The sequence below is a fragment of the Corynebacterium segmentosum genome (assembly GCF_900637825.1).
GTDB lineage: Bacteria > Actinomycetota > Actinomycetes > Mycobacteriales > Mycobacteriaceae > Corynebacterium > Corynebacterium accolens.
Map to the genome: position 1 here is coordinate 82,412 of NZ_LR134408.1, position 18,664 is coordinate 101,075.

Below are 18,664 nucleotides of genomic sequence, written 5' to 3' on the forward strand. Positions count from 1 at the left end.
GTTTAACTATCTTCGCGCCAGGTGCGTTCCGGCTCGGCGCCATCGGAGACATCGGAATCGCCCGGCTGGCTTTGCTGCATGTAGAGGAATGCCAGGTGGCGCTCGTACAGGTCCAGCACGTTATTGATGATCTGGTTTTCGGAGTAGCCGTAGACGTCATAGCCCAGCGAACCGGTCATGTCGTAGACCTCCAGGCGGTAGTACTCGCCGTCGCCCTCGCAGAAGTCCGGTCGCTCCGCGGAAACCGGGAAGAGCTGGTAGCGGAATTGGCGCTCGTTGTGCAGCCGGACCTCGAGATCGAGCTGGGGCAATTCGGCATCGGGAAGCTCACTGGTGAGCAAGATGGCGTCGTAGCCGCGGGTGCGCATTTGCGTGGCCACCTGCTCGAGGGCGTAGGCGGCAGTTCCCCGCAGGTATTCATCCATGTCCTGCTTGGTGGGGAAGGAGTTGGCGCGGTCCAGGCGGTTCTTCCACAGGTTGGAATCGCTCGGCTCGCGCTCGGTGCGGCTGCTGATGGCGCCGTGCAATGCGGTTTTCCGGGCCTCGCGCTGGACGATTTCCAAGCGCAGCGACTTCCAGAGCGAGAACATGATGAGGTAGACCACGAACGCGAAGGGCAAGCCCATGACCACGGTCGCGGACTGCACGGTGGCAATGCCATCGAGCTGCAGCAACGCCAGGGTAAGCGCGCCGACGGTAATGGACCAGAAGATGCGCAGCCACCGGGCGCCATCCTGCCGGTTATCCGTGATGCGGGAGGTGAAGTTGGACATGACCAACGCACCGGAGTCCGCCGAGGTGATATACAGCAGCAGGCCGATGAAGGTGGTCAGGAAGATGACGATGGCGGAGCCAGGGAATTCCTGGAGCATGTCATAGAAACCCTGCTCCGGAACGTTGATGGCGTTTTCCGCAAATTCCGGATAATCACCGGAGCGCACCATGTCCAGGGCGGTATTGCCAAAGAAGGACATCCACATCAAGATGAACAGGAAGGGGAAGGTCAGCGTGCCCAGGATGAACTGGCGCAGCGTGCGGCCGCGGGAAATGCGGGCCAGGAATAGGCCGACGAAGGTTGCCCAGGCAATCCACCAGGCCCAGAAGAAGAGGGTCCAGGACTGCATCCAGGTATCTACGCTGGCTTGGTCCTCAGCAAAGGCGAAGGTCTCCAGCGTCCAGGAGGGGAACTTGGAGACGTAGTCACCGATATTGGTGACGATGGCGTCGAAGAGGTAGGCGGTCTTGCCAAAGACCACGACGTAAACCATCAGCGCGATGGCCAGGTACACGTTGAGCTCAGAGAGGAAGCGAATGCCCTTATCCACGCCGGATACGGCCGATAGCGTCGCAATGACCACCGCGACAATGATGAGTGCGGATTGCAGCCCCAGCCCCTGCTCGATGCCAAAGATGAGGTGGAAGCCGTAGGACAGCTGCACCACGCCGATGCCCAGGGAGGCGGTGACGCCAAAGACGGTGCCCAGCATGGCGGCAATGTCCACCGCCGAACCAATGGGCCCATGCACGCGCTTGCCGATGAGCGGGTACAGCGCCGAGCGGATAGCCAACGGCATATTCAGGCGGTAGGCGAAGTACCCAAAGGCCATGCCCATCAGTGCATAGAGCGCCCAGCCGGTAAGCCCGTAGTGGAACATGGCATAGACCACGGCCTCTTTGGCGGCCTCCATGGTTTCGCCATCGCCCACCGGCGGATCCATGTACATCGTGACCGGCTCGGCCACGGCGAAGAACATGAGGTCCACGCCGATGCCGGCGGCAAAGAGCATGGATACCCACGAGAAGGTATTGAATTTGGGTCGGGAGTGGTCCGGGCCCATGCGGATGCTGCCGGTATTGGAAAAGGCGATGTAGAGGACAAAGACCACGGCAATGGTGGCGGTCAGGACGTAGAACCATCCCAGGTTCGTGCCGATCCATCCGGTGACGCTGGCGAGGGTATTCGCCGCGGACTCCTGCCCGAAGCCCGCGTACAGCGCCATGGCGATGATGAGAACACCGGAAATGATAAAGACCGGCCAATTGGGCTTGGGCGCGGCTACCTCATCGGCGCCGACATCATCGCCGGTTTCGGCCTTGTAGCTGCCGACGATGGCGCGGACTTGGTTGCGCGGTTTACGGCCCTTGTCCCCAGCTGAGCGAGTATCCCCAGCGGAGCGAGCGAGAGAGGTGTCGGAGTCCCCTGTGCGGGACTCCTCATGGTCGTGCGGACCAAGGTTAGCCATCTACTTCTCCTAGTCTTGATCGATTAAGTACCGAATCCTTCGCACGAGTGCCCCATAGCCCCCGAAAAAGAGGGGTGAGAGATAGGTTGGTGGCATAAATCATATGCGGGCAATCTATGCGTAAAGACCCCGGATTTCATCTGCTTAGATGCATATCCGAACACCGTAAATATACATTAATCTGGGAAAACGTCCACCAGATGTGTATTCTGGGGGCGCTATTGTGCATAAATGAAAGCGAAAAAGCGCAGATTTTTTGCGCAGGATACAATGGATCCGCCCGAAATACGGCGAGAACTACGCGTGAGATGGCTCACAGAAGGAAGGGGATTTATGGGTATTGTGGATAAGTTGACTAAGAAGCGCTCGACAAAGAGGGCGACGGATGAGGTCAGCGATGTGGTCGTCGTCGGCGGTGGCTCTGCCGGCTCCGTCATCGCGGCTCGCCTGACCGAGGACAAAGACACCCGCGTGCTCGTTCTTGAGGCCGGACGCCCGGATTCCCTGTGGGACCTATTCATCCACATGCCTTCCGGTTTCTCTTTCCCCATCGGGGCAAAGAACTATGACTGGATGTATGAATCCGATCCGGAACCGGAGATGAATGGTCGCCGCATCTACCATGCGCGCGGCAAGGTGCTTGGCGGTTCCTCTTCCATCAACGGCATGATCTACCAGCGCGGCAACCCCATGGACTATGAAAAGTGGGGTCAGAACCCGGGCATGGATAACTGGGATTTTGCCCACTGCTTGCCGTATTTCAACCGCATGGAAACCACCGCTGCCGCAGAAGACGATGATCCGCGCCGCGGCCACGATGGCCCGCTCTACCTGTCCCGCGGACCTGCTACCTCGGAGCTTTTCCAGGCGCTATTCAAGTCGGTACAAGAGGCTGGCTATAACCTAACCAATGACGTCAACGGTTACCGCCAGGAAGGTTTTGCCCCCTTCGATCGCAATATCAAGCACGGCAAGCGTTGGTCTGCTGCCCGCGCCTACCTGTACCCCAACCAGGACCGCGACAACCTTGAGGTGCGTACCCGCGCATTTACCACCAAGATCCTCTTTGAAGGCACCAAGGCAGTGGGCGTGGAATACGAGTGGCAGGGTGGCACCCACCGCGTTTTCGCAGACAAGATCGTCTTGTCCGCCGGTGCCATCAATACCCCGCAGCTGCTAGAGGTCTCTGGCGTGGGCGACCGCGAGATCTTGGAAAAGCACGGCATCGATGTGGTCAAGCACCTGCCAGGCGTGGGTGAGAACCTGCAGGACCACCTCGAGGTCTACATCCAGTACGAGACCACCAAGTCCACCGCTTCCTCCCAGCCTTACCTGGATAAGTGGCGTTGGCCGTTTATGGGCCTGCAGTGGCTGCTGACGAAGAAGGGCCCAGTGGCTACCTCGCACTTTGAGGGCGGCGGTTTCGTGCGCTCCAACGAGGATGAGGCCTACCCGAACTTGATGTTCCACTTCCTGCCCATGGCGGTGCGCTATGACGGCCAAAAGGCCGACGTTAAGCACGGCTTCCAGTGGCACGTTGGCCCGATGTTCTCCGATACCAAGGGCCACGTGCACATCAAGAGCTCCGATATCCGGCAAAAGCCCTCCATCCTCTTTAATTACCTGCGCACCGAGCAGGACCGCCGCGAATGGGTAGAAGCCGTCCGCGTCGCCCGCTCCTTGCTGGATACCAAGGCAATGGAAGAAGTTGGCGCCCGCGAGTTCAGCCCGGGCCCAGAGGTCCAAAGCGATGAGGAAATCTTGGAGTGGGTCCGCAATGACGGCGAGACCGCACTGCACCCATCCTGCACCGCCAAGATGGGCGATGAGTCCGATCCCATGGCCGTGGTGAACCCAGAGACCATGGGCGTATGGGGTATCGATGGCCTGTATATTGCCGATGCTTCCGTATTCCCCTCGGTTCCCAACGGCAATATCTACTCCCCGACTATGATGGTGGGCGAGAAGGCTGCGGACCTTATTGCCGGCCGCACGCCGCTCGAGCCGAACCACGCCGAGTGGTACAAGGCTAAGCAGGATATGCCGCTCTACGCTGAGGGCGAAGCAGTCCGCGATCACAAGCACTCCATCCAGGGCGCTGACCACTAAGCACCCTCCCGCGGGATTGCTCTAGCGCCGCGTTTCCCATTGTGGGGCGCGGCGCTTTTGCTTGCCGACGTCCCCCTTTCCCCACCGCGCACCCCTCCGCCTGGCCAGAACCATGATTTAATCGCCGGGCAAGGAATCGGCCCCAATGGAATGAAGCTGGAATGAAGCGCCAGAGTAAAGGAGGTCAGTGATGCTCAGCATTATCGCTGTAGTCATTAGTATCGTTTTCGCCGTTGCCGTTATTAAGAAGCTCGATGACATCGATACGCACCTGAAGGAGCTGCTCGCCGCGCGCGAAGATGGCGAAACACCGCGTTAATCGTGCGGGTGGCTAAGGAGATGGTGAACGAATTTCGAATTAACCAACTGCAAAAGGCCCATACCGACCGTGAAATGGAATTTTCCTGCGATGTAGCTTGAAGGCTATGGCTTCGTAGACCTAAGTGGTTTCCAAGCAGCAGTTCCAGTACTTCGTACGTGGGGTAGCCAACACCGCCGACTTCAAGGAAGTATCATTCCCGGATACCAGCGAAAAGAGTTAGTCATTTGGCTATTAGAAAGCTTCGCTACGTGTGGTTCGACCCGTACGCAATGTCCGTGAGTGTCTAGCCCTTGAGGGAGAACCTGGTGTCAGTGTCGCTGGCCGCACCTACGCCGCCGTCATGCCCGCCGACACCCTGTTCATCACCATCCCCACAGGGGTGGGTGTGGACATTCACGTGAAGATTCTGGAGAATTTCGCCGCCCACGTCGCCCCCTCGTTGTTGGCAGCCGAACCGTGAAGGACCAGTCATCGCCTATCCCATCGACTAATTCTTGCAGGTCGCAGGACTTTCGCGTGACTGTTAGTTCAGCCCATTTTAAATAGTTCACCGAACACTGTATAGTTCAGCATATGCTGACTATTGCTTCGCGCCTCGACGTCATGAACCGGCTCGGCCGGGCCATGGCTGATCCGACGCGCTCCCGAATCCTGATAACCCTACTAGACGGTCCGAGCTACCCGGCTGTGCTCTCGCAAAGCTTGGATCTGACCCGCTCGAACGTTTCGAACCACCTGTCTTGCCTGCGCGATTGTGGCATTGTCGTCGCTGAGCCGGAGGGCCGTAAAACCCGCTACGAAATCGCCGATCCGCACCTCGCGGCAGCGCTCGAAGCGCTAGTCAACGCGACACTGGCCGTCGACGAGAATGCCCCCTGCATCGACACTGAGTGCTCGGTGCCCGGCTGCGGCGAGAAAGGAGCGGACGTATGAGTTCAGCATGTGGATGCGAACACGAACCCGCCACGGAGATCGACGAGCTCGATCGGCCATGGTGGAAGGACCCTGAGCTACTGCTGCCGATCTTCTCCGGCGTAGCCCTCATAACAGGACTGGCGCTGGACTGGTCCGACTTGGAGACGCCCGCGACGGTACTGTATTGGGTTGGGCTGCTGTTGGGCGCTTACACGTTCGCGCCTGGAGCGATCCGGAACCTTGTCATGAAGCGCAAGCTCGGCATTGGCTTGCTAATGACGATCAGCGCGGTCGGTGCGGTGATCCTCGGATTCGTCGGAGAGGCCGCGGCGCTAGCGTTCCTGTACTCGATCGCCGAGGCACTGGAAGACAAGGCGATGGACCGGGCCCAAGGCGGACTGCGGGCGCTGTTGAAGCTGGTACCGCAGACCGCGACGGTGCTGCGCGACGGCACAGCGGCCGAGGTCGTAGCGAAGGACCTCGAGGTTGGCGAGCTAATGCTCGTGCGCCCCGGGGAGCGGATCGCCACGGACGGCATCATTCGGTCCGGGCGCTCCAGCCTTGACACCTCAGCGATCACCGGAGAATCCATTCCGGAGGAGGTTGCGCCCGGCGACGAAGTGCCTGCGGGAGCGATCAACTCCGCCGGGGTGCTGGAGGTCGAGACGACCGCAGCTGGAACGGACAACTCGCTGACCACACTCGTGGACCTAGTCGAGCAAGCGCAGGCGGAAAAGGGCGACCGCGCCCGGATCGCCGACCGGATTGCCCAACCCCTAGTGCCCGGGGTGATGATCCTGGCGGTGCTGGTCGGCGTTATCGGCTCGCTGCTGGGCGACCCTGAGACGTGGATCACCCGTGCGCTGGTAGTCCTGGTCGCAGCGTCGCCGTGCGCGCTGGCAATCTCCGTGCCGCTGACGGTCGTGGCCGCGATCGGCGCGGCCAGCCAGTTCGGAGTGGTTATCAAGTCCGGCGCGGCGTTCGAGCGACTCGGCGGCATCCGTCACCTGGCAGTGGACAAAACCGGAACCCTTACCCGCAATCAGCCTGAGGTTACCGGAGTGGTCCCGGCAGACGGATTCGATCGGCCGCAGGTGCTTTCCTTCGCGGCAGCAGTTGAGCAGCAATCGACACACCCCCTCGCTGCGGCGATCGCGGCAGCGGGGCCCGAAGCGCCCACCGCCTCGGACATCAGCGAGGAAGCTGGGCATGGCATCGGCGGCACCGTCGAAGGCCGACGGGTGCTGGTGGGCAGCCCCCGATGGATCGACGCCGGGCCACTGAAAGCAGACGTTGAGCGCATGGAGTCCGAGGGCCAGACCTGCGTCCTGGTCACCGTCGATGACGCTCTCGCCGGGGCGATCGGGGTCCGTGACGAGTTGCGGCCCGAGGTGCCCGAAGCCGTGCAGGCCCTGCACGCCAACGACGTGGAAGTAAGCATGCTCACCGGCGACAACTCTCGCACCGCCCGGGCGCTGGCTGGAATCGCCGGAATCGACGACGTGCGCGCCGAGCTGCGCCCTGAGGACAAGGCAAGCATCGTCGCCGAATTCTCCTCCAAGACGCCGACGGCGATGATCGGCGACGGCATCAACGACGCGCCGGCACTGGCGGGTGCGACGGTGGGCATAGCGATGGGAGCGACCGGCTCTGACGCCGCGATCGAGTCCGCTGACGTCGCCTTCACCGGCCACGACCTCCGGCTAATCCCGAAGGCGCTGCAGCACGCCCGCCGAGGAAGCAGGATCATCAACCAGAACATCGTGCTGTCTCTGGCCATCATCATCGTGTTGATGCCACTGGCGATCAGCGGCGTGCTGGGCCTGGCCGCCGTCGTGTTGGTTCACGAGGTCGCCGAAGTGATCGTGATCTTGAACGGCCTGCGGGCTGCGCAAGCGAAGCGCTGAGGCTGTGACCGGCAAGTCTCATAAGGGTTAAACCACACGCCGAGCGGACACACCTTGGGCCAGGAACGTCATTCGAGTTCACGGTCCGTCTCCGTGGAATTGGGATCGTACCCGGTGGCCTGTCCGTTCTCGGTGCGTGTGGGCACGGGGGCTGTGGGCGAGCCACCACCCGGCACGTGCCCCAGCCGGTCAAGGGCCCCCGAGCGCTCGGCGTCTCCAGTGCAGATCGTGGAAGGATCGAACTTGCTCAGGGACCAAGCGTCACTGCGAGACTCTTTTCGTCCCGCAACTTGAATAGTTCAGCGGCCTTGATACCACGGACATCTATTCAGAGTGCTGCCGAGTCTCATCGACACAGCCCGCGACTACCTGGGCAGTGTGTTTGACAAAAGACCCCACCCTCATCAGCGTTGAGTCAAGTCCCGTGTAGTGGTGTAGCCGTTTGTGCTTTCGGCTCGGTATTCAGTTCTGTGTTTGAGGTCAGGCGGTTAGCTGGTGGTGGTCGTCACGATGTTCTTCTGGGTGGTGCATGAGGTGTCTGGTGTGTTCGAGTGCGGTCAGTGACATGTAGCGTTTTTGTTGGATCCAATCGTCGTGTTGCTCGGCTAGGACCGCACCGACAAGCCGGATGATGGATTCACGGTTTGGGAAGATGCCGACGACGTCGGTGCGCCGGCGGATCTCCCGGTTTAACCGTTCTGTGGGGTTATTCGACCAGACCTTCGACCACACCGACTTCGGGGCTGCGGTAAACGCTAATACTTCATCGAGTGATTCCTTCAGATAGGTCGCAACTTGCGGGAACTTCGGCTCTAGTAGATCGACTACCTCACGGGCTTGGGACCAGGTGGATTGGGCATCTGGTTGTTGAAAGATGGTCTGGAACATTGCAGAGACCATAGGCCACTGTGTCTTCGGGACCTTCTCGTAAAGGTTCTTCGCAAAATGGGTGCGGCAGCGCTGCCACGACGCATCAGGTAGCACTTCGGAAATGGCGTGCTGGATGCCTTCGTGGGCATCACTGGTAACCAAGTAGACATCGGAAAGCCCACGAGCTTTTAAGTCTTGGAAGAAGCCTTTCCACGACGCGTTGGATTCCGTGGTGGCGACATGCATGCCAAGCATCTCGCGATACCCGTCAGCGTTGACCCCAGTGGCAAGCAGCACTGAGCATTTGACCACACGGCCGCCTTCGCGCACTTTGATTGTCAGCGCGTCGCAGGACAGGTAGGCGTAGCCGCCGGGATCGAGCGGACGGTTTTTGAAATCGGCGACCATCTCGTCGAGTTCTTCTGACATGCGTGAAACTTGGGATTTCGACATGTTGGCAATACCCAACGTGGCTACCAGGTCGTTCATTCTGCGGGTGGAAACCCCTTTGAGGTAGCAGGTTGCAATGACGGTCGATAAGGCTCGTTCTGCCCGCGTACGGCGTTCTAACAGCCAGTCCGGGAAGAATGCGCCGTGGCGCAGTTTCGGTACTGCGACATCGATCGTGCCGACACGGGTGTCAAGGTCGCGGTGGCGATACCCGTTGCGGTGGTTGACGCGTTCGGTGGAGGCAACGCCGTATTCGGCGCCGCAGACGGTGTCGGCCTGGGCGGAGAGGATTTGGTTGATAAACCCTTGCAGCATCTGGCGCATCAAATCCGGAGATGCTTGGGCGAGCAGATCATCCAGATAGGCTGTCGGGTCGATAGAATGTGGTGCAGCGGTCATCGTCATATGCCTTTCGGTGAGATGTGGTAGTTGAGTCGAAAGGTTAACTGGCGGTGGCCGCCCACTATTTCCGGGGCTCACCATCAGCAAGCGTTACACCACACTAGTGGACGTAACCGTTCCGTAGCCTCCGATGCGGTTAACTCACGCGAAATCTTGAACACATCGGACAAGGAAGTAGCAAACCCCGTAGCGTTAAAGGTTCCGAAAGTCCCAACTTCTGCAGACTCAACTATCCAGCCTGCAAGGTCTTTCACATCAATCATAGCGACGGGAAACGCCGGGTCTGGGACGATCACGTTCTCACCCGTGGGATGCGCGAAGCGCCACGGATAGTAACCACTGCGCCCTGTTTCGTCGCCGTAGCCGGCGATCAGACCGGATCGAACTACCATTACCGACCGATTTGTGCTGCGATAAATCGTTTCGCAAGCAGACTTTGCGGCTGGGTACTGCCCCATGTTCTTCATGTAGTCAATTTCAAGCGGAGCGACTACGGAATCAGACTCAGAAGAAATACTTCCCTGATCCTCATATACGCTGCTCGAGGACACAAATATACGATGCTTGGCCTCGAGTTTCGCCGCCGCATCCCGCGCATGCTTCGGCTGACTCGTCAGATCCACAATGGTGTCCCACGTTTTCCCCGCAACCTCATCGTACGCACCGTCACGGTCACGGTCCGAACTCACAAAGTCAGTTCCGTTGGGAACCTTCCCGTTACCCCTTGCAAGGCAAGTAACTTCATGTCCTCGCTCGACTGCTGCAGTCGCTATGTGTCCTCCAAGGAAACCGGTACCACCGAGCAATAAAAAGTTCATGTCACTAGTTGTGCACGAAACCTTCTCACACGTGAAGTGTCCCAGGTTTTGTTCCGTTTGAGTAGATGGGAAAATCTGGAACGTGCCGAGAAAATTTGACCAGGATGCAAAGGATCGTGTGGTCCGTCTCGTGGAAGATCGCATCGTGGCGGAAAATATGTCGATGCACCCCGCGTGCCAGGCAGTAGCTGCAAAGTTGGGGTTTCATGGCACACGGCTCGTCAATGGACTTAAGCCTGCCCGTCGTGCGGGGAGCATCCCAGAACCTGTGTGTGAAGATTTGGCTGCCGAAAACGCGAGGCTACGTCGTGAAAATCAAGAGCTACGCGATACTAATGAGTTGTTGAAGGCTGCCTTGGCTTTTTTCGCCTCATGACTCGACCCGAAACGTTAAGAAATGATCCGGTTCATCGATGAAAACCGGAATTATTTCTCTGTCGAGTTCATCTGCACTGGCGTTGAAGAATAACCGGGCTGGTGGGTTTATCACCTCGCGTGGGTATCGCCAGTCCAAGGCCCGTGGGTTAAGTGCTCGTCGACTTCGCGATGCTGCGTTGGTTGAACGCATTAGTGCTGTTCATCGGGATAATTATGGTGTCTACGGCGTGCGGAAAATGTGGCATGCGCTTCACCGTGACGGAATCGATATCGGTCGTGAACAAACCGCTCGGCTGATGCGCCTGGCTGGTGTTTCTGGCACAGGCACAGGCGGATCACCAATCACAACGCGTACACCTCAACGTGCCGGATCTGCGCCCGGATTTGGTCGAGCGTGAATTTAAAGCCCGGGGCCCGAATAAGCTGTGGGTGGCCGACATTACCTACGTGCGCACGAAGAAAGGCTTTGTGTATGCCGCGTTTGTCACCGACGTTTACTCCCGACGGATCGTTGGGTGGGCGTTATCAGACTCGATGCGCACCGAAGCACTGCCGCTGCAAGCTCTCAACCAGGCAATCGTGTGTGCTGAGGAAACAACAGGTCTCATTCACCATTCGGATCACGGATCGCAGTATGTCAGCGTGGTCTACAACCAGCGACTTGCCCAACACGGGATCACTGCTTCCACCGGAAGTGTGGTGACTTATATGACAATGCACTGGCTGAAAACGTTAACGGCCCCTCATAAGAACGAACTCATCCATACTCGCAGGTGGAATGATGTTATCGAGGTAGAAATTGCGACGTTCGAGTGGGTGTCATGGTGGAACGAGGTAAGGCTCCACCAAAGCCTGGGATACCGAACCCCGGTCGAGGTGGAAACCGAATTGTGGAAGAAAAACCCGCAACAGGGAATAATAGAAATCAAGGCAAATGCCTAGGAACAAAACTCGGGACACTTCACTACTATTATTTACAGACTGAAACCTCTATCTGGTACAAGGATCTAGTTCATGACCATTTCCTCACTTCTTACCCTGATGGGGATTTGGCTCGCGGCTTTGGTGTCTCCGGGCCCGGATATCGTGCAGGTCATCCGCGTGGCCCCACGATCCACGCGCGCCGGGCTATTGTGCGCGGTGGGGGTATTTAGCGGGACGGTCTTTTGGATTGTCGCCTCCCTGGCCGGGTTATCGGCGCTAATTACGGCGCGGCCGGGCGTGCTGAGCATCTTGCAATTGCTCGGTGGGCTTTTCTTGCTGTACATGGGCGTATCGTCCCTGCGCAGTGGGTTAGCCGCGCGGCGCGCACCCGCCCGCGAGGTGGACACGGAAGACTATGCGGACCAGGCGCGGGCGGCTGGCGATGCCGACGTCGAAGACATGACCAACTGGCGGGCCTTCAAGCTGGGGCTGGTGACTAACCTGTCGAACCCCAAGGCTCTTGTATTTTTCGGTGCGGTATTCGCCCAATTCATCCGCCCGGATATGTCCGTGGGGTGGACTATCGCGGTGGCGTTAATCCTCGCGGCCATGTCCTTCGCGTGGTTTTCCGCCTTTGCGCTGCTCGTGCGCGCGGCCGCGCGGTGGACGGCGCGGTATTCCGCCGGCATCGATATGGTCTCAGGCCTCGTCTTTGGCCTGCTCGGTGTGGTGATGGCCGGGGAGGGCGCCACCGCGCTGCTGAAGTCACAGTAGTTACCTGTTTCGCTGCAGGTGAGACACTTCCTACAGTTGAATGCGTTAGTAAAAATGCATACGAATGTGGAGGTGTTAGGTGGCTATAGGTGCCCTTGTGACCCTGATGGGCGTATGGTTCGCGGCCATGGCTTCGCCGGGGCCGGATGTAGTGCAGATTATCCGCCTGGGTGCGCGGTCCACCCGCGCGGCGGTGTGGGTGGCCATTGGCAGCACGACAGGCCTTGCCCTCTGGACCATCGCGTCGCTCGCCGGGCTTTCGGCATTGATCTCTACGCATGAGGGCATCCTGGTGCTCCTGCAGGTCCTAGGCGGCAGCTATCTGCTGTGGATGGCCTATAGCGCGATTTCCTCCGGCCTGCGGGAACGGCGCGCACCCGCCACCGTCGTGGGCACGGAAAAGCAGGCACCCCAACCGCGCGGATTCACCCCGGACGGCATCATCAAGGCAAAGACGGCCTACCGCATGGGGTTGGTCTGCGATCTTTCCAACCCCAAGGTGGTCATCTTCTTCGGCGCCATCTTTGCCAATTTCATCGACCCAGGAATGGGCGTGGGCGGAAACGTCGTCGTCGCCGCGGTACTGGTACTGGAAAGCTTGGTGCTCTTCGTCGGCGTCGGCTTGAGCACGCGCGCGGTATCGAAGTGGATGGCCAAGAACTCGGCGTGGGTGGACATCGTCAGTGGCATCGTCTTCCTGCTCCTCGGCGTGGTTATCCTCTTTGAAGGCATCCGCGGGCTTATTGCGATGTAGCCTGAAGTTATGATTTTTACTACCACAAATACCGTCGACGGTTATGAAATCACCAAATACCTGCGCATCATCGCTGGTGAGACCGTTACCGGTATCAATATGCTCAAAGACTTCGGGGCATCGATACGCAATATCACCGGCGGTCGCGCCTCTGGCTATGAAAGCGAAGCCATCAAGGCCCGCGAGGCGGCGTTGGATGAATTGTGGCGCCGCGGCCAGGAATTGGGCGCCGATGGCGTGGTGGGCATCGCCTTCGACTATTCACCAATGGGCACCAATAATGACATGCTCTTGGTCACCGCCACGGGCACGGCGGTCTCGCTGCGCGCGCGTGACTAAGTTTGTCCACCCCCACCCATAGCCGCGCGGGAACGGGCTCTGGGTAAGCTGGGCGGCATGCTTGAGGTTGCAATTTCTGGCGAGTCCATCAAATTGGGCCAGTTTATTAAACTGGCTAGCTTGGTCGGCACCGGTGGTGAAGCCAAGGAACTTATCGCAGAAGGTGCGGTGACGGTCAACGGTGAAACCGAAACCCGCCGCGGCGCCACGCTGCAGATTGGCGATGAGGTGTGCATCGAAGGTACCTGCGCGCGCGTGGGCGAACCCGACGATGATGACTATTTTGATGAAGCCACCGCAGACGATGACTTTGATCCGGAAAAGTGGAGGAATCTATAAATGCCCGCATTTGAAGCCGAAGTAGGCATGCCCTACTGGATCGATCTGACCACCTCAGATCCGCGCAAGTCCGCCCACTTTTATGAGCAGGTCTTGGGCTGGGAAATCTCGGCCGAGACCCAGGAGGAAAACCCCTACCAGATGGCGCGCCTGCAGGGCCTTCCCATCGCTGGCCTCATCCCACAGCCGGACGAGGCGCCGATGCCGGATACCTGGGTGACCTATTTCCTCTCCAAGGACATCGACGGCGATTGCCAGCGCACGGAGAACCTCGGCGGGCGCATCCTCGCCGCGCCCCAGCCCGTGGAACTGGGCCACATGGCCTTGCTTGCCGATGCCGCCGGTGGCATGTTCGGCCTCATTCAGCCCTCCGGCCCGGAGCACTTCGTTGCCGGTGGCGAACCCGGCACCCCGGTATGGCACGAGTTGACCGCCACGACGCGATTCCAGCAGGCCATGGACTTTTATGGCGAGCTATTCAACTGGGAGATTCGCGCTATGGAGTCTGAGGACGAGAATTTCATTTACGCCACCGCGGAAGAAGACGGCGCCCCGTTCGCGGGCCTGTGGAATGCCGAAGGCCAGTTCCCACCCCAGGTGCCGAGCTTCTGGCAGACCTACCTAGGGGTGCGCGATATCGATGCCGCCGCTAAGAAAGCGGTAGAGCTCGGCGGTGAAATCATCCGTGAACCATGGGATTCCCCCTTTGGCCGCATGTGCTTGCTCGCGGATTCCACCGGGGCGACCATCACCCTGACCGAGGTTGAAGACGCACCCGAGGATGAGCCCACCGAATCCGACGACGTGCTCAACCCCACCAGGGGCTAAGCCGCAGGGAAGAGGCGTTTATGTCAGACTCCTCTGATTTAACACAGCGCGTGCTAGCTATCGTGGCCATTATCCCACCCGGGAATGTGTCCTCCTACGGGGAGGTGGCAAAGCTCGCCGGGTGCGGGGCCCGCAATGTCGGCACCGTGATGAATAGGCATGGAGGTAACGTCGCCTGGTGGCGCGTGGTCCGCGCCAATGGCGCCTGCCACGATCCCGTTCGCGCGGAAGAATACTGGGACCGCGAGGGCATCGAGCATTCCCACGGGCGCGTCGCCATGCATAAGCACGGCATGGATGCGCGGGACCTAGAAGTATTGCTGCAATAGATAGTACAATAGGGAAACTTTTTGCACTTATAGCCTGCGGCGATGCACGGCCCCGGCTACGCTAAATGCGTTATGAAAAAGCTGGCAATAAGTTCTCTCGTTACCGCACTTTCCTTCGTGACCATTCCCGCTGCCCAGGCGGTCAGCCTCGATTCCCAGTCCGTGCCCGCGCGCACGCAAATCACCGTCAGGCATGATTCCGGCGCCACCGTCTCTACCGCTAATAGTCATGAGTCCCGCCCGGCGCTGTCCTTGAGCAAAATTTACCTGGGGTATTGGGTGCTCAAGTACGGTTCTGTCAGCGATAAAGCCCAGGTAGAACATATGATCCGCTACAGCGGCGATGCCGTGGCGAGCGACCTGGACCGGCGTTACCCGCAGGCCATTCCCAGCATCATCCAGGAATTCGGGCTGAGCGAAACTCACTACACCGGCTACTGGGGAACCACGCAGACCTCGACCGAAGATATCGCGCGGTTTACCGCGGAGATCCAGCACGACCCCATCGCTGCGCCCATTTTCGCGGGAATGGCCACCGCGGCTCCCGTGGCCGCGGATGGGTACCGCCAGGATTTCGGCACAGACCATATTCCCGGAGTATGGGGCACCAAATTCGGCTGGTCCGATGATCGCACCATCCACGCCTCCGTATCTACTGGGCATGGGTTTACCGTAGCCGCCAATACCTACGGCGATGCGCAGACCCATACCGCGGACGTTACGCGCGGCATCGGCAATGCCCCAGCCGGCGGATCCAGTGAGGCCATAGGCGCGCGCATTGAACACGACCTCAACCTGCCAGAACCTGCGCAGCAGGCGCTTCGCGATGCCACCCGCACCGCCGCCGACCTTGAGCGTCAAGCGTGCGCGAACGCTAACCAAGCCCTAGCGCAGGTAAGCCCGATCCGGGTGTGCAAATAAGCGCCGAGGAAGCGGCCTTTAGCTGAGGTTCCAGACGGTTACGGCCATGATGACAAGGCCCATGCCAAAGACGAAGTAGTTCCAGATATCGTTTTTGAACTGGCAATAATCATCGATCTTTTTAAACATGTAAACCGGCAGCAGGTAGACCAAGAATGCCACGAAGATGCCGCCGACCACTGAAATCATGTCCATGATGGAGGGGTTGAATACTGACACGAGGGTCGTTGCCACGAATACGATGACATAAATGGTGTTGAGCAGCGCGCGGCGCGAGAGCTTATTGGCCATGCGGGGAACGGCAATGCGCAGGAGGTACTCGGTGCCTTCCTCGGAACCAAGCATGTGCCCGAAGTAGGAAGAGATGATCGCGCACATGGTAATTAGCGGTGCCATATAACCAATGAACGGCGTGCCCGTGACGTTGGCGAAATAAGACAGCACCGGGATGTTTTGATCGGGCTGCCTCCTTCAATCCGTCCGCGCCGAGCGCGAGGACGCAGGACCAGACGAAGAACATGGTAAATACCACGAGCATTGCGGCGGTATAGAGCTCCACGCGGGAGACGAACTTCTCCGTCTTCTTGCCGTAGGCCGGCTGCACGTCGACGGAGAACTGCGATAGCGCGGCCATGTGGGAAAAGGAAAAGACCAGAACCGGCAGGATGAGCAGAATACCTTTAAGGATTCCCCAGATGCCGCCTTCGTATTCAACGTTGAGGAAGCTTTCGAAATCCCACTTGGGGATCAAGTAAATGGAGGTTGCCGCCAGGGCGATGATGAGCGGGTAGACCAGCATCTGTGCCAGCCACAGCATGGGGCGGCGGCCGATGGCAAAAAGGCCCGTCATGACGCCTACGCAGGCAATGGATAGTATCCACCGATTGATGCTCGGCCCGCCGAGCTGGTTGACGATGAAGCTATCGACCACATTGGTAATGCTGATGCCGTAAATGAGCACCGTCGGAACGATGGCCAGACAGTACAATACGGCGATGAAAAGGCCGCTATTGCGGCCCAGGTAGTAACGCACCAGCTCCAGGACGTCCTTGCCGTGCTGTTCTGGTGGCGCGCCGCTAACTATGCGGGCGTAGGTCCGGTGGGAAAAATACACCAACGGGAAGATGAAGACGGTGGCGAAGACGAGCGGCCAAAAGCCGAAGGCACCTGCGTTGAGCGGCAAGAAGAGGATGCCGGCACCAACACCGGTGCCAAAAAGCGCGATGACCCAAGACAGGGTGGAGCCCACTGCCTTCTGCCGGTTGGCTTCCTCTGCGGAGTTTTCGGGAGCTGCCCCCTCTGTACTTTCCGTGCTGTTATCCGTGCGGGACTCGTAAGTTGGGGCATTCATGAAGGTCTTCAGTCCTTTAAGTGGAGGATAGGTGGCAAAAGCGCCTTGAAGCGAGTGTAGCGAAAGTCACTACCGGCATGTGCCATAAACCACATATTTATGCGCCCGAGAGAGCACCAGAAGGCTCAGGCGTTCAAAGCAACCGCGTTTGTCCAAAAATCGGGGGAAATTTTGGCGGAACGCGGTTGTTTTGGACATTTTGGGAGAAACAAGCACGGCTTGGGGTTAGCGGGTGAAGGCTAGCGCCTCCTCTGCGGTGCTGTGGCTGTAGCTGTCATCGTTTTTGGCGTATTTATTGCCGCGCAGGATGAGCCAGACGCTCAGCGGGTACAAGATGATAGCTACGGCAAGGGCCTGAATGACGGCCGCGATATCGGAATCGTGCAGGTAATTCCAGCCAAAGTGGAGGAGGAAGGATGCCGCGAGGCAGCCGAGTGCCACGCCGATGCGCCACCAGAGCGGCTTGGCGGCAGCGTAGAGGGCCCAGCCGATGCCCCAACCGGCCAGTGCCGTGAGCAAAACGTGCAGGCCAGGGCCGGCGATAAGGCGCAGGCCCCACATCTGTATGAGCCCGGCGAAATCGCTATCCGGGTGGGTAGTAGTGCCCATGGAGCCGTAAAGGATGTTTTCGTTGGCTTCAAAGCCAAGGCCCACGACGGCGCCGACCATCCACCCGTGCCAGGGGCGGTTGAGCTGGCGGAAGGACATCAGGACGAATAAAACGCCGGCGGCCTTGGAAATCTCTTCGGGATAGGCGCCGCTCCATGACATGAAGGAATCGATCCAGCCTGAATTGATGGCGAGCTGCATGACCGCCGGGGAGCTCATAGATGCCAAGCTAATGGCCATGCCGGAGCCCCATAAAAAGGCAAGCGGTGCCCATACGCGCGCCGGGCGCGCCCACATCGGGCTCAGGCGCAATAGCGCGATGATTACCGCGACGAGGACCGCCGCGATGAGGAAGCTGATAATGCCCATTAGCGGCGAGATAAACAGCGTAATGACTGACTGGGAGATAAATCCGATAAGCCCCAGGCCGGAGAAAATCCACAGCGCGGTGCGAAAGAGCTTAGACATTTTTACACCAGGGCCTTTCCAGAAAACTCCTCGATATCAGCAGTGACTTCTTCTGGTAGTTCGTCTTGCCCGAAGGCCTTCCAGAGGCGTTGAGTGGTCGTGCGCGTTGCGGCGGACTCCCCAGTGACGGTGACCACCCAGTCCTTATTCTCGTCCGCACCGGTGCCGTTGATGGAGATGGCGGCGGTGGAGGAGGGGGCATCGGCAAGCGCGAGGGCGCCATCTTTTCCTTCGTAGACCTCGCCCTCGGGAAGGCCTGGGGCCATGCCATAGGCCCGGACCATGCGGCGCAGGGTGTGCTCATCGTCGTCGGTATCTTCCACGATGACCGCCTGCACGGAGGTGTCACCGCAGGTCCAGCCAACGCTGGCCAGCGAAGCATAATCGCGCTCGCAGTACAGATCGGAGACGGTAATGTCCCAGTCGTGGCTGGGATCAGACAGGGTCACCTGCTCCACATCGGCGTGGTGCGTCGGTAGCATCGCGTGGACGATAGCGGGCAAGGCAAGGACCACCGTCACGAAGGCGATGATGGCAATAAATAGGCTGCGCGGCCGGGCTGGTGGAAACCGGAATTTTTCCATAGTCCATACCTTAACTGGAAGGTTTGGCCT

General features: G+C 59.2%; 19 protein-coding genes and 1 pseudogene. 14 read left to right on the top strand and 6 right to left on the bottom strand.

The features are described from left to right. Positions 1 to 2: 2 nt before the first annotated feature. Positions 3 to 2,243: a choline BCCT transporter BetT gene (gene betT / locus EL217_RS00430; RefSeq protein ID WP_126317975.1), complete on the bottom strand. Its 2,241-nt coding sequence runs from the start codon at positions 2,241 to 2,243 to the stop codon at positions 3 to 5. Positions 2,244 to 2,576: 333 nt separating this feature from the next. On the opposite strand from betT, the gene betA reads away from it, so the two are divergent. From betA to EL217_RS00455, 5 genes are all read left to right on the top strand, one after another. After that, positions 2,577 to 4,352 (top strand): choline dehydrogenase, encoded by a 1,776-nt coding sequence (betA, locus tag EL217_RS00435; RefSeq protein ID WP_023016475.1) that lies wholly within the window; start codon positions 2,577 to 2,579, stop codon positions 4,350 to 4,352. A gap of 190 nt (positions 4,353 to 4,542) precedes the next feature. Continuing rightward, positions 4,543 to 4,671, top strand: coding sequence for a hypothetical protein (locus EL217_RS00440; protein WP_005280591.1), 129 nt, complete (start codon positions 4,543 to 4,545; stop codon positions 4,669 to 4,671). Positions 4,672 to 4,924: 253 nt separating this feature from the next. Further along, positions 4,925 to 5,134, top strand: a complete 210-nt coding sequence (locus EL217_RS11435; protein WP_023016477.1) for a hypothetical protein — start codon at positions 4,925 to 4,927, stop codon at positions 5,132 to 5,134. Positions 5,135 to 5,247: 113 nt separating this feature from the next. Further along, the gene (gene cmtR, locus EL217_RS00450; protein ID WP_023016478.1) at positions 5,248 to 5,607 is read left to right on the top strand and encodes a Cd(II)/Pb(II)-sensing metalloregulatory transcriptional regulator CmtR; all 360 of its coding nucleotides are present in this window, start codon (positions 5,248 to 5,250) and stop codon (positions 5,605 to 5,607) included. After that, positions 5,604 to 7,496 (top strand): heavy metal translocating P-type ATPase, encoded by a 1,893-nt coding sequence (locus tag EL217_RS00455; RefSeq protein WP_005280600.1) that lies wholly within the window; start codon positions 5,604 to 5,606, stop codon positions 7,494 to 7,496. The genes cmtR and EL217_RS00455 overlap by 4 nt, the downstream gene beginning before the upstream one ends. A 480-nt stretch (positions 7,497 to 7,976) precedes the next feature. Here the strand turns inward: EL217_RS00455 and EL217_RS00460 are convergent, their stop codons facing one another. Next, complete coding sequence (locus EL217_RS00460) at positions 7,977 to 9,215, bottom strand: IS256 family transposase (RefSeq protein ID WP_172596690.1); 1,239 nt, start codon at positions 9,213 to 9,215, stop codon at positions 7,977 to 7,979. Positions 9,216 to 9,298: 83 nt separating this feature from the next. Further along, entirely contained in the window at positions 9,299 to 10,036 is a 738-nt protein-coding gene (locus tag EL217_RS00465) for an NAD-dependent epimerase/dehydratase family protein (protein WP_232018321.1), read from the bottom strand. A 413-nt stretch (positions 10,037 to 10,449) separates the two neighbouring features. On the opposite strand from EL217_RS00465, the gene EL217_RS11285 reads away from it, so the two are divergent. The 9 genes from EL217_RS11285 to EL217_RS00505 all read left to right on the top strand — a co-directional run bounded on the left by EL217_RS11285 (position 10,450) and on the right by EL217_RS00505 (position 15,622). Beyond that, positions 10,450 to 10,812 (top strand): IS3 family transposase, encoded by a 363-nt coding sequence (locus EL217_RS11285; protein WP_232018323.1) that lies wholly within the window; start codon positions 10,450 to 10,452, stop codon positions 10,810 to 10,812. Continuing rightward, positions 10,724 to 11,356: an IS3 family transposase gene (locus EL217_RS11290; RefSeq protein ID WP_232018325.1), complete on the top strand. Its 633-nt coding sequence runs from the start codon at positions 10,724 to 10,726 to the stop codon at positions 11,354 to 11,356. Before EL217_RS11285 ends, EL217_RS11290 begins: the two co-directional genes overlap by 89 nt. 72 nt (positions 11,357 to 11,428) lie before the next feature. After that, on the top strand, positions 11,429 to 12,112 hold the full coding sequence (locus EL217_RS00475; RefSeq protein ID WP_005276246.1) for a LysE family translocator: 684 nt from the start codon (positions 11,429 to 11,431) through the stop codon (positions 12,110 to 12,112). A 106-nt stretch (positions 12,113 to 12,218) separates the two neighbouring features. Beyond that, positions 12,219 to 12,866, top strand: coding sequence for a LysE family translocator (locus EL217_RS00480; RefSeq protein ID WP_005276251.1), 648 nt, complete (start codon positions 12,219 to 12,221; stop codon positions 12,864 to 12,866). Positions 12,867 to 12,875: 9 nt separating this feature from the next. Beyond that, positions 12,876 to 13,205: a YbjQ family protein gene (locus EL217_RS00485; RefSeq protein WP_005276253.1), complete on the top strand. Its 330-nt coding sequence runs from the start codon at positions 12,876 to 12,878 to the stop codon at positions 13,203 to 13,205. A gap of 57 nt (positions 13,206 to 13,262) precedes the next feature. After that, the gene (locus EL217_RS00490; protein WP_005280609.1) at positions 13,263 to 13,544 is read left to right on the top strand and encodes an RNA-binding S4 domain-containing protein; all 282 of its coding nucleotides are present in this window, start codon (positions 13,263 to 13,265) and stop codon (positions 13,542 to 13,544) included. After that, positions 13,545 to 14,372 (top strand): VOC family protein, encoded by an 828-nt coding sequence (locus tag EL217_RS00495; protein WP_005280611.1) that lies wholly within the window; start codon positions 13,545 to 13,547, stop codon positions 14,370 to 14,372. Positions 14,373 to 14,392: 20 nt separating this feature from the next. Next, positions 14,393 to 14,701, top strand: a complete 309-nt coding sequence (locus tag EL217_RS00500; protein WP_005280613.1) for an MGMT family protein — start codon at positions 14,393 to 14,395, stop codon at positions 14,699 to 14,701. Positions 14,702 to 14,773: 72 nt separating this feature from the next. Further along, positions 14,774 to 15,622 (top strand): hypothetical protein, encoded by an 849-nt coding sequence (locus tag EL217_RS00505; protein ID WP_232018327.1) that lies wholly within the window; start codon positions 14,774 to 14,776, stop codon positions 15,620 to 15,622. Positions 15,623 to 15,640: 18 nt separating this feature from the next. Here the strand turns inward: EL217_RS00505 and EL217_RS00510 are convergent. From EL217_RS00510 to EL217_RS00520, 3 genes and pseudogenes are all read right to left on the bottom strand, one after another. Continuing rightward, positions 15,641 to 16,973, bottom strand: a pseudogene (locus EL217_RS00510) (septum formation initiator). Positions 16,974 to 17,198: 225 nt separating this feature from the next. Beyond that, positions 17,199 to 18,050, bottom strand: a complete 852-nt coding sequence (locus tag EL217_RS00515) for a PrsW family intramembrane metalloprotease (protein WP_126317979.1) — start codon at positions 18,048 to 18,050, stop codon at positions 17,199 to 17,201. Between the two features lie 2 nt (positions 18,051 to 18,052). Then, positions 18,053 to 18,634: a hypothetical protein gene (locus EL217_RS00520; protein WP_232018329.1), complete on the bottom strand. Its 582-nt coding sequence runs from the start codon at positions 18,632 to 18,634 to the stop codon at positions 18,053 to 18,055. Positions 18,635 to 18,664: the final 30 nt, after the last annotated feature.

Coding starts and splice junctions, on each gene's coding strand:
- cmtR (WP_023016478.1), top strand. CDS start 5,248: ATGCTGACTATTGCTTCGCGCCTCGACGTCATGAACCGGCTCGGCCGG.
- betA (WP_023016475.1), top strand. CDS start 2,577: ATGGGTATTGTGGATAAGTTGACTAAGAAGCGCTCGACAAAGAGGGCG.
- EL217_RS00495 (WP_005280611.1), top strand. CDS start 13,545: ATGCCCGCATTTGAAGCCGAAGTAGGCATGCCCTACTGGATCGATCTG.
- EL217_RS00505 (WP_232018327.1), top strand. CDS start 14,774: ATGAAAAAGCTGGCAATAAGTTCTCTCGTTACCGCACTTTCCTTCGTG.
- EL217_RS00515 (WP_126317979.1), bottom strand. CDS start 18,050: ATGTCTAAGCTCTTTCGCACCGCGCTGTGGATTTTCTCCGGCCTGGGG.
- EL217_RS00465 (WP_232018321.1), bottom strand. CDS start 10,036: ATGAACTTTTTATTGCTCGGTGGTACCGGTTTCCTTGGAGGACACATA.
- EL217_RS00485 (WP_005276253.1), top strand. CDS start 12,876: ATGATTTTTACTACCACAAATACCGTCGACGGTTATGAAATCACCAAA.
- EL217_RS00460 (WP_172596690.1), bottom strand. CDS start 9,215: ATGACCGCTGCACCACATTCTATCGACCCGACAGCCTATCTGGATGAT.
- EL217_RS00500 (WP_005280613.1), top strand. CDS start 14,393: ATGTCAGACTCCTCTGATTTAACACAGCGCGTGCTAGCTATCGTGGCC.
- EL217_RS11285 (WP_232018323.1), top strand. CDS start 10,450: ATGAAAACCGGAATTATTTCTCTGTCGAGTTCATCTGCACTGGCGTTG.
- EL217_RS00490 (WP_005280609.1), top strand. CDS start 13,263: ATGCTTGAGGTTGCAATTTCTGGCGAGTCCATCAAATTGGGCCAGTTT.
- EL217_RS00440 (WP_005280591.1), top strand. CDS start 4,543: ATGCTCAGCATTATCGCTGTAGTCATTAGTATCGTTTTCGCCGTTGCC.
- EL217_RS00520 (WP_232018329.1), bottom strand. CDS start 18,634: ATGGAAAAATTCCGGTTTCCACCAGCCCGGCCGCGCAGCCTATTTATT.
- EL217_RS00455 (WP_005280600.1), top strand. CDS start 5,604: ATGAGTTCAGCATGTGGATGCGAACACGAACCCGCCACGGAGATCGAC.
- EL217_RS00475 (WP_005276246.1), top strand. CDS start 11,429: ATGACCATTTCCTCACTTCTTACCCTGATGGGGATTTGGCTCGCGGCT.
- EL217_RS00480 (WP_005276251.1), top strand. CDS start 12,219: ATGGGCGTATGGTTCGCGGCCATGGCTTCGCCGGGGCCGGATGTAGTG.
- betT (WP_126317975.1), bottom strand. CDS start 2,243: ATGGCTAACCTTGGTCCGCACGACCATGAGGAGTCCCGCACAGGGGAC.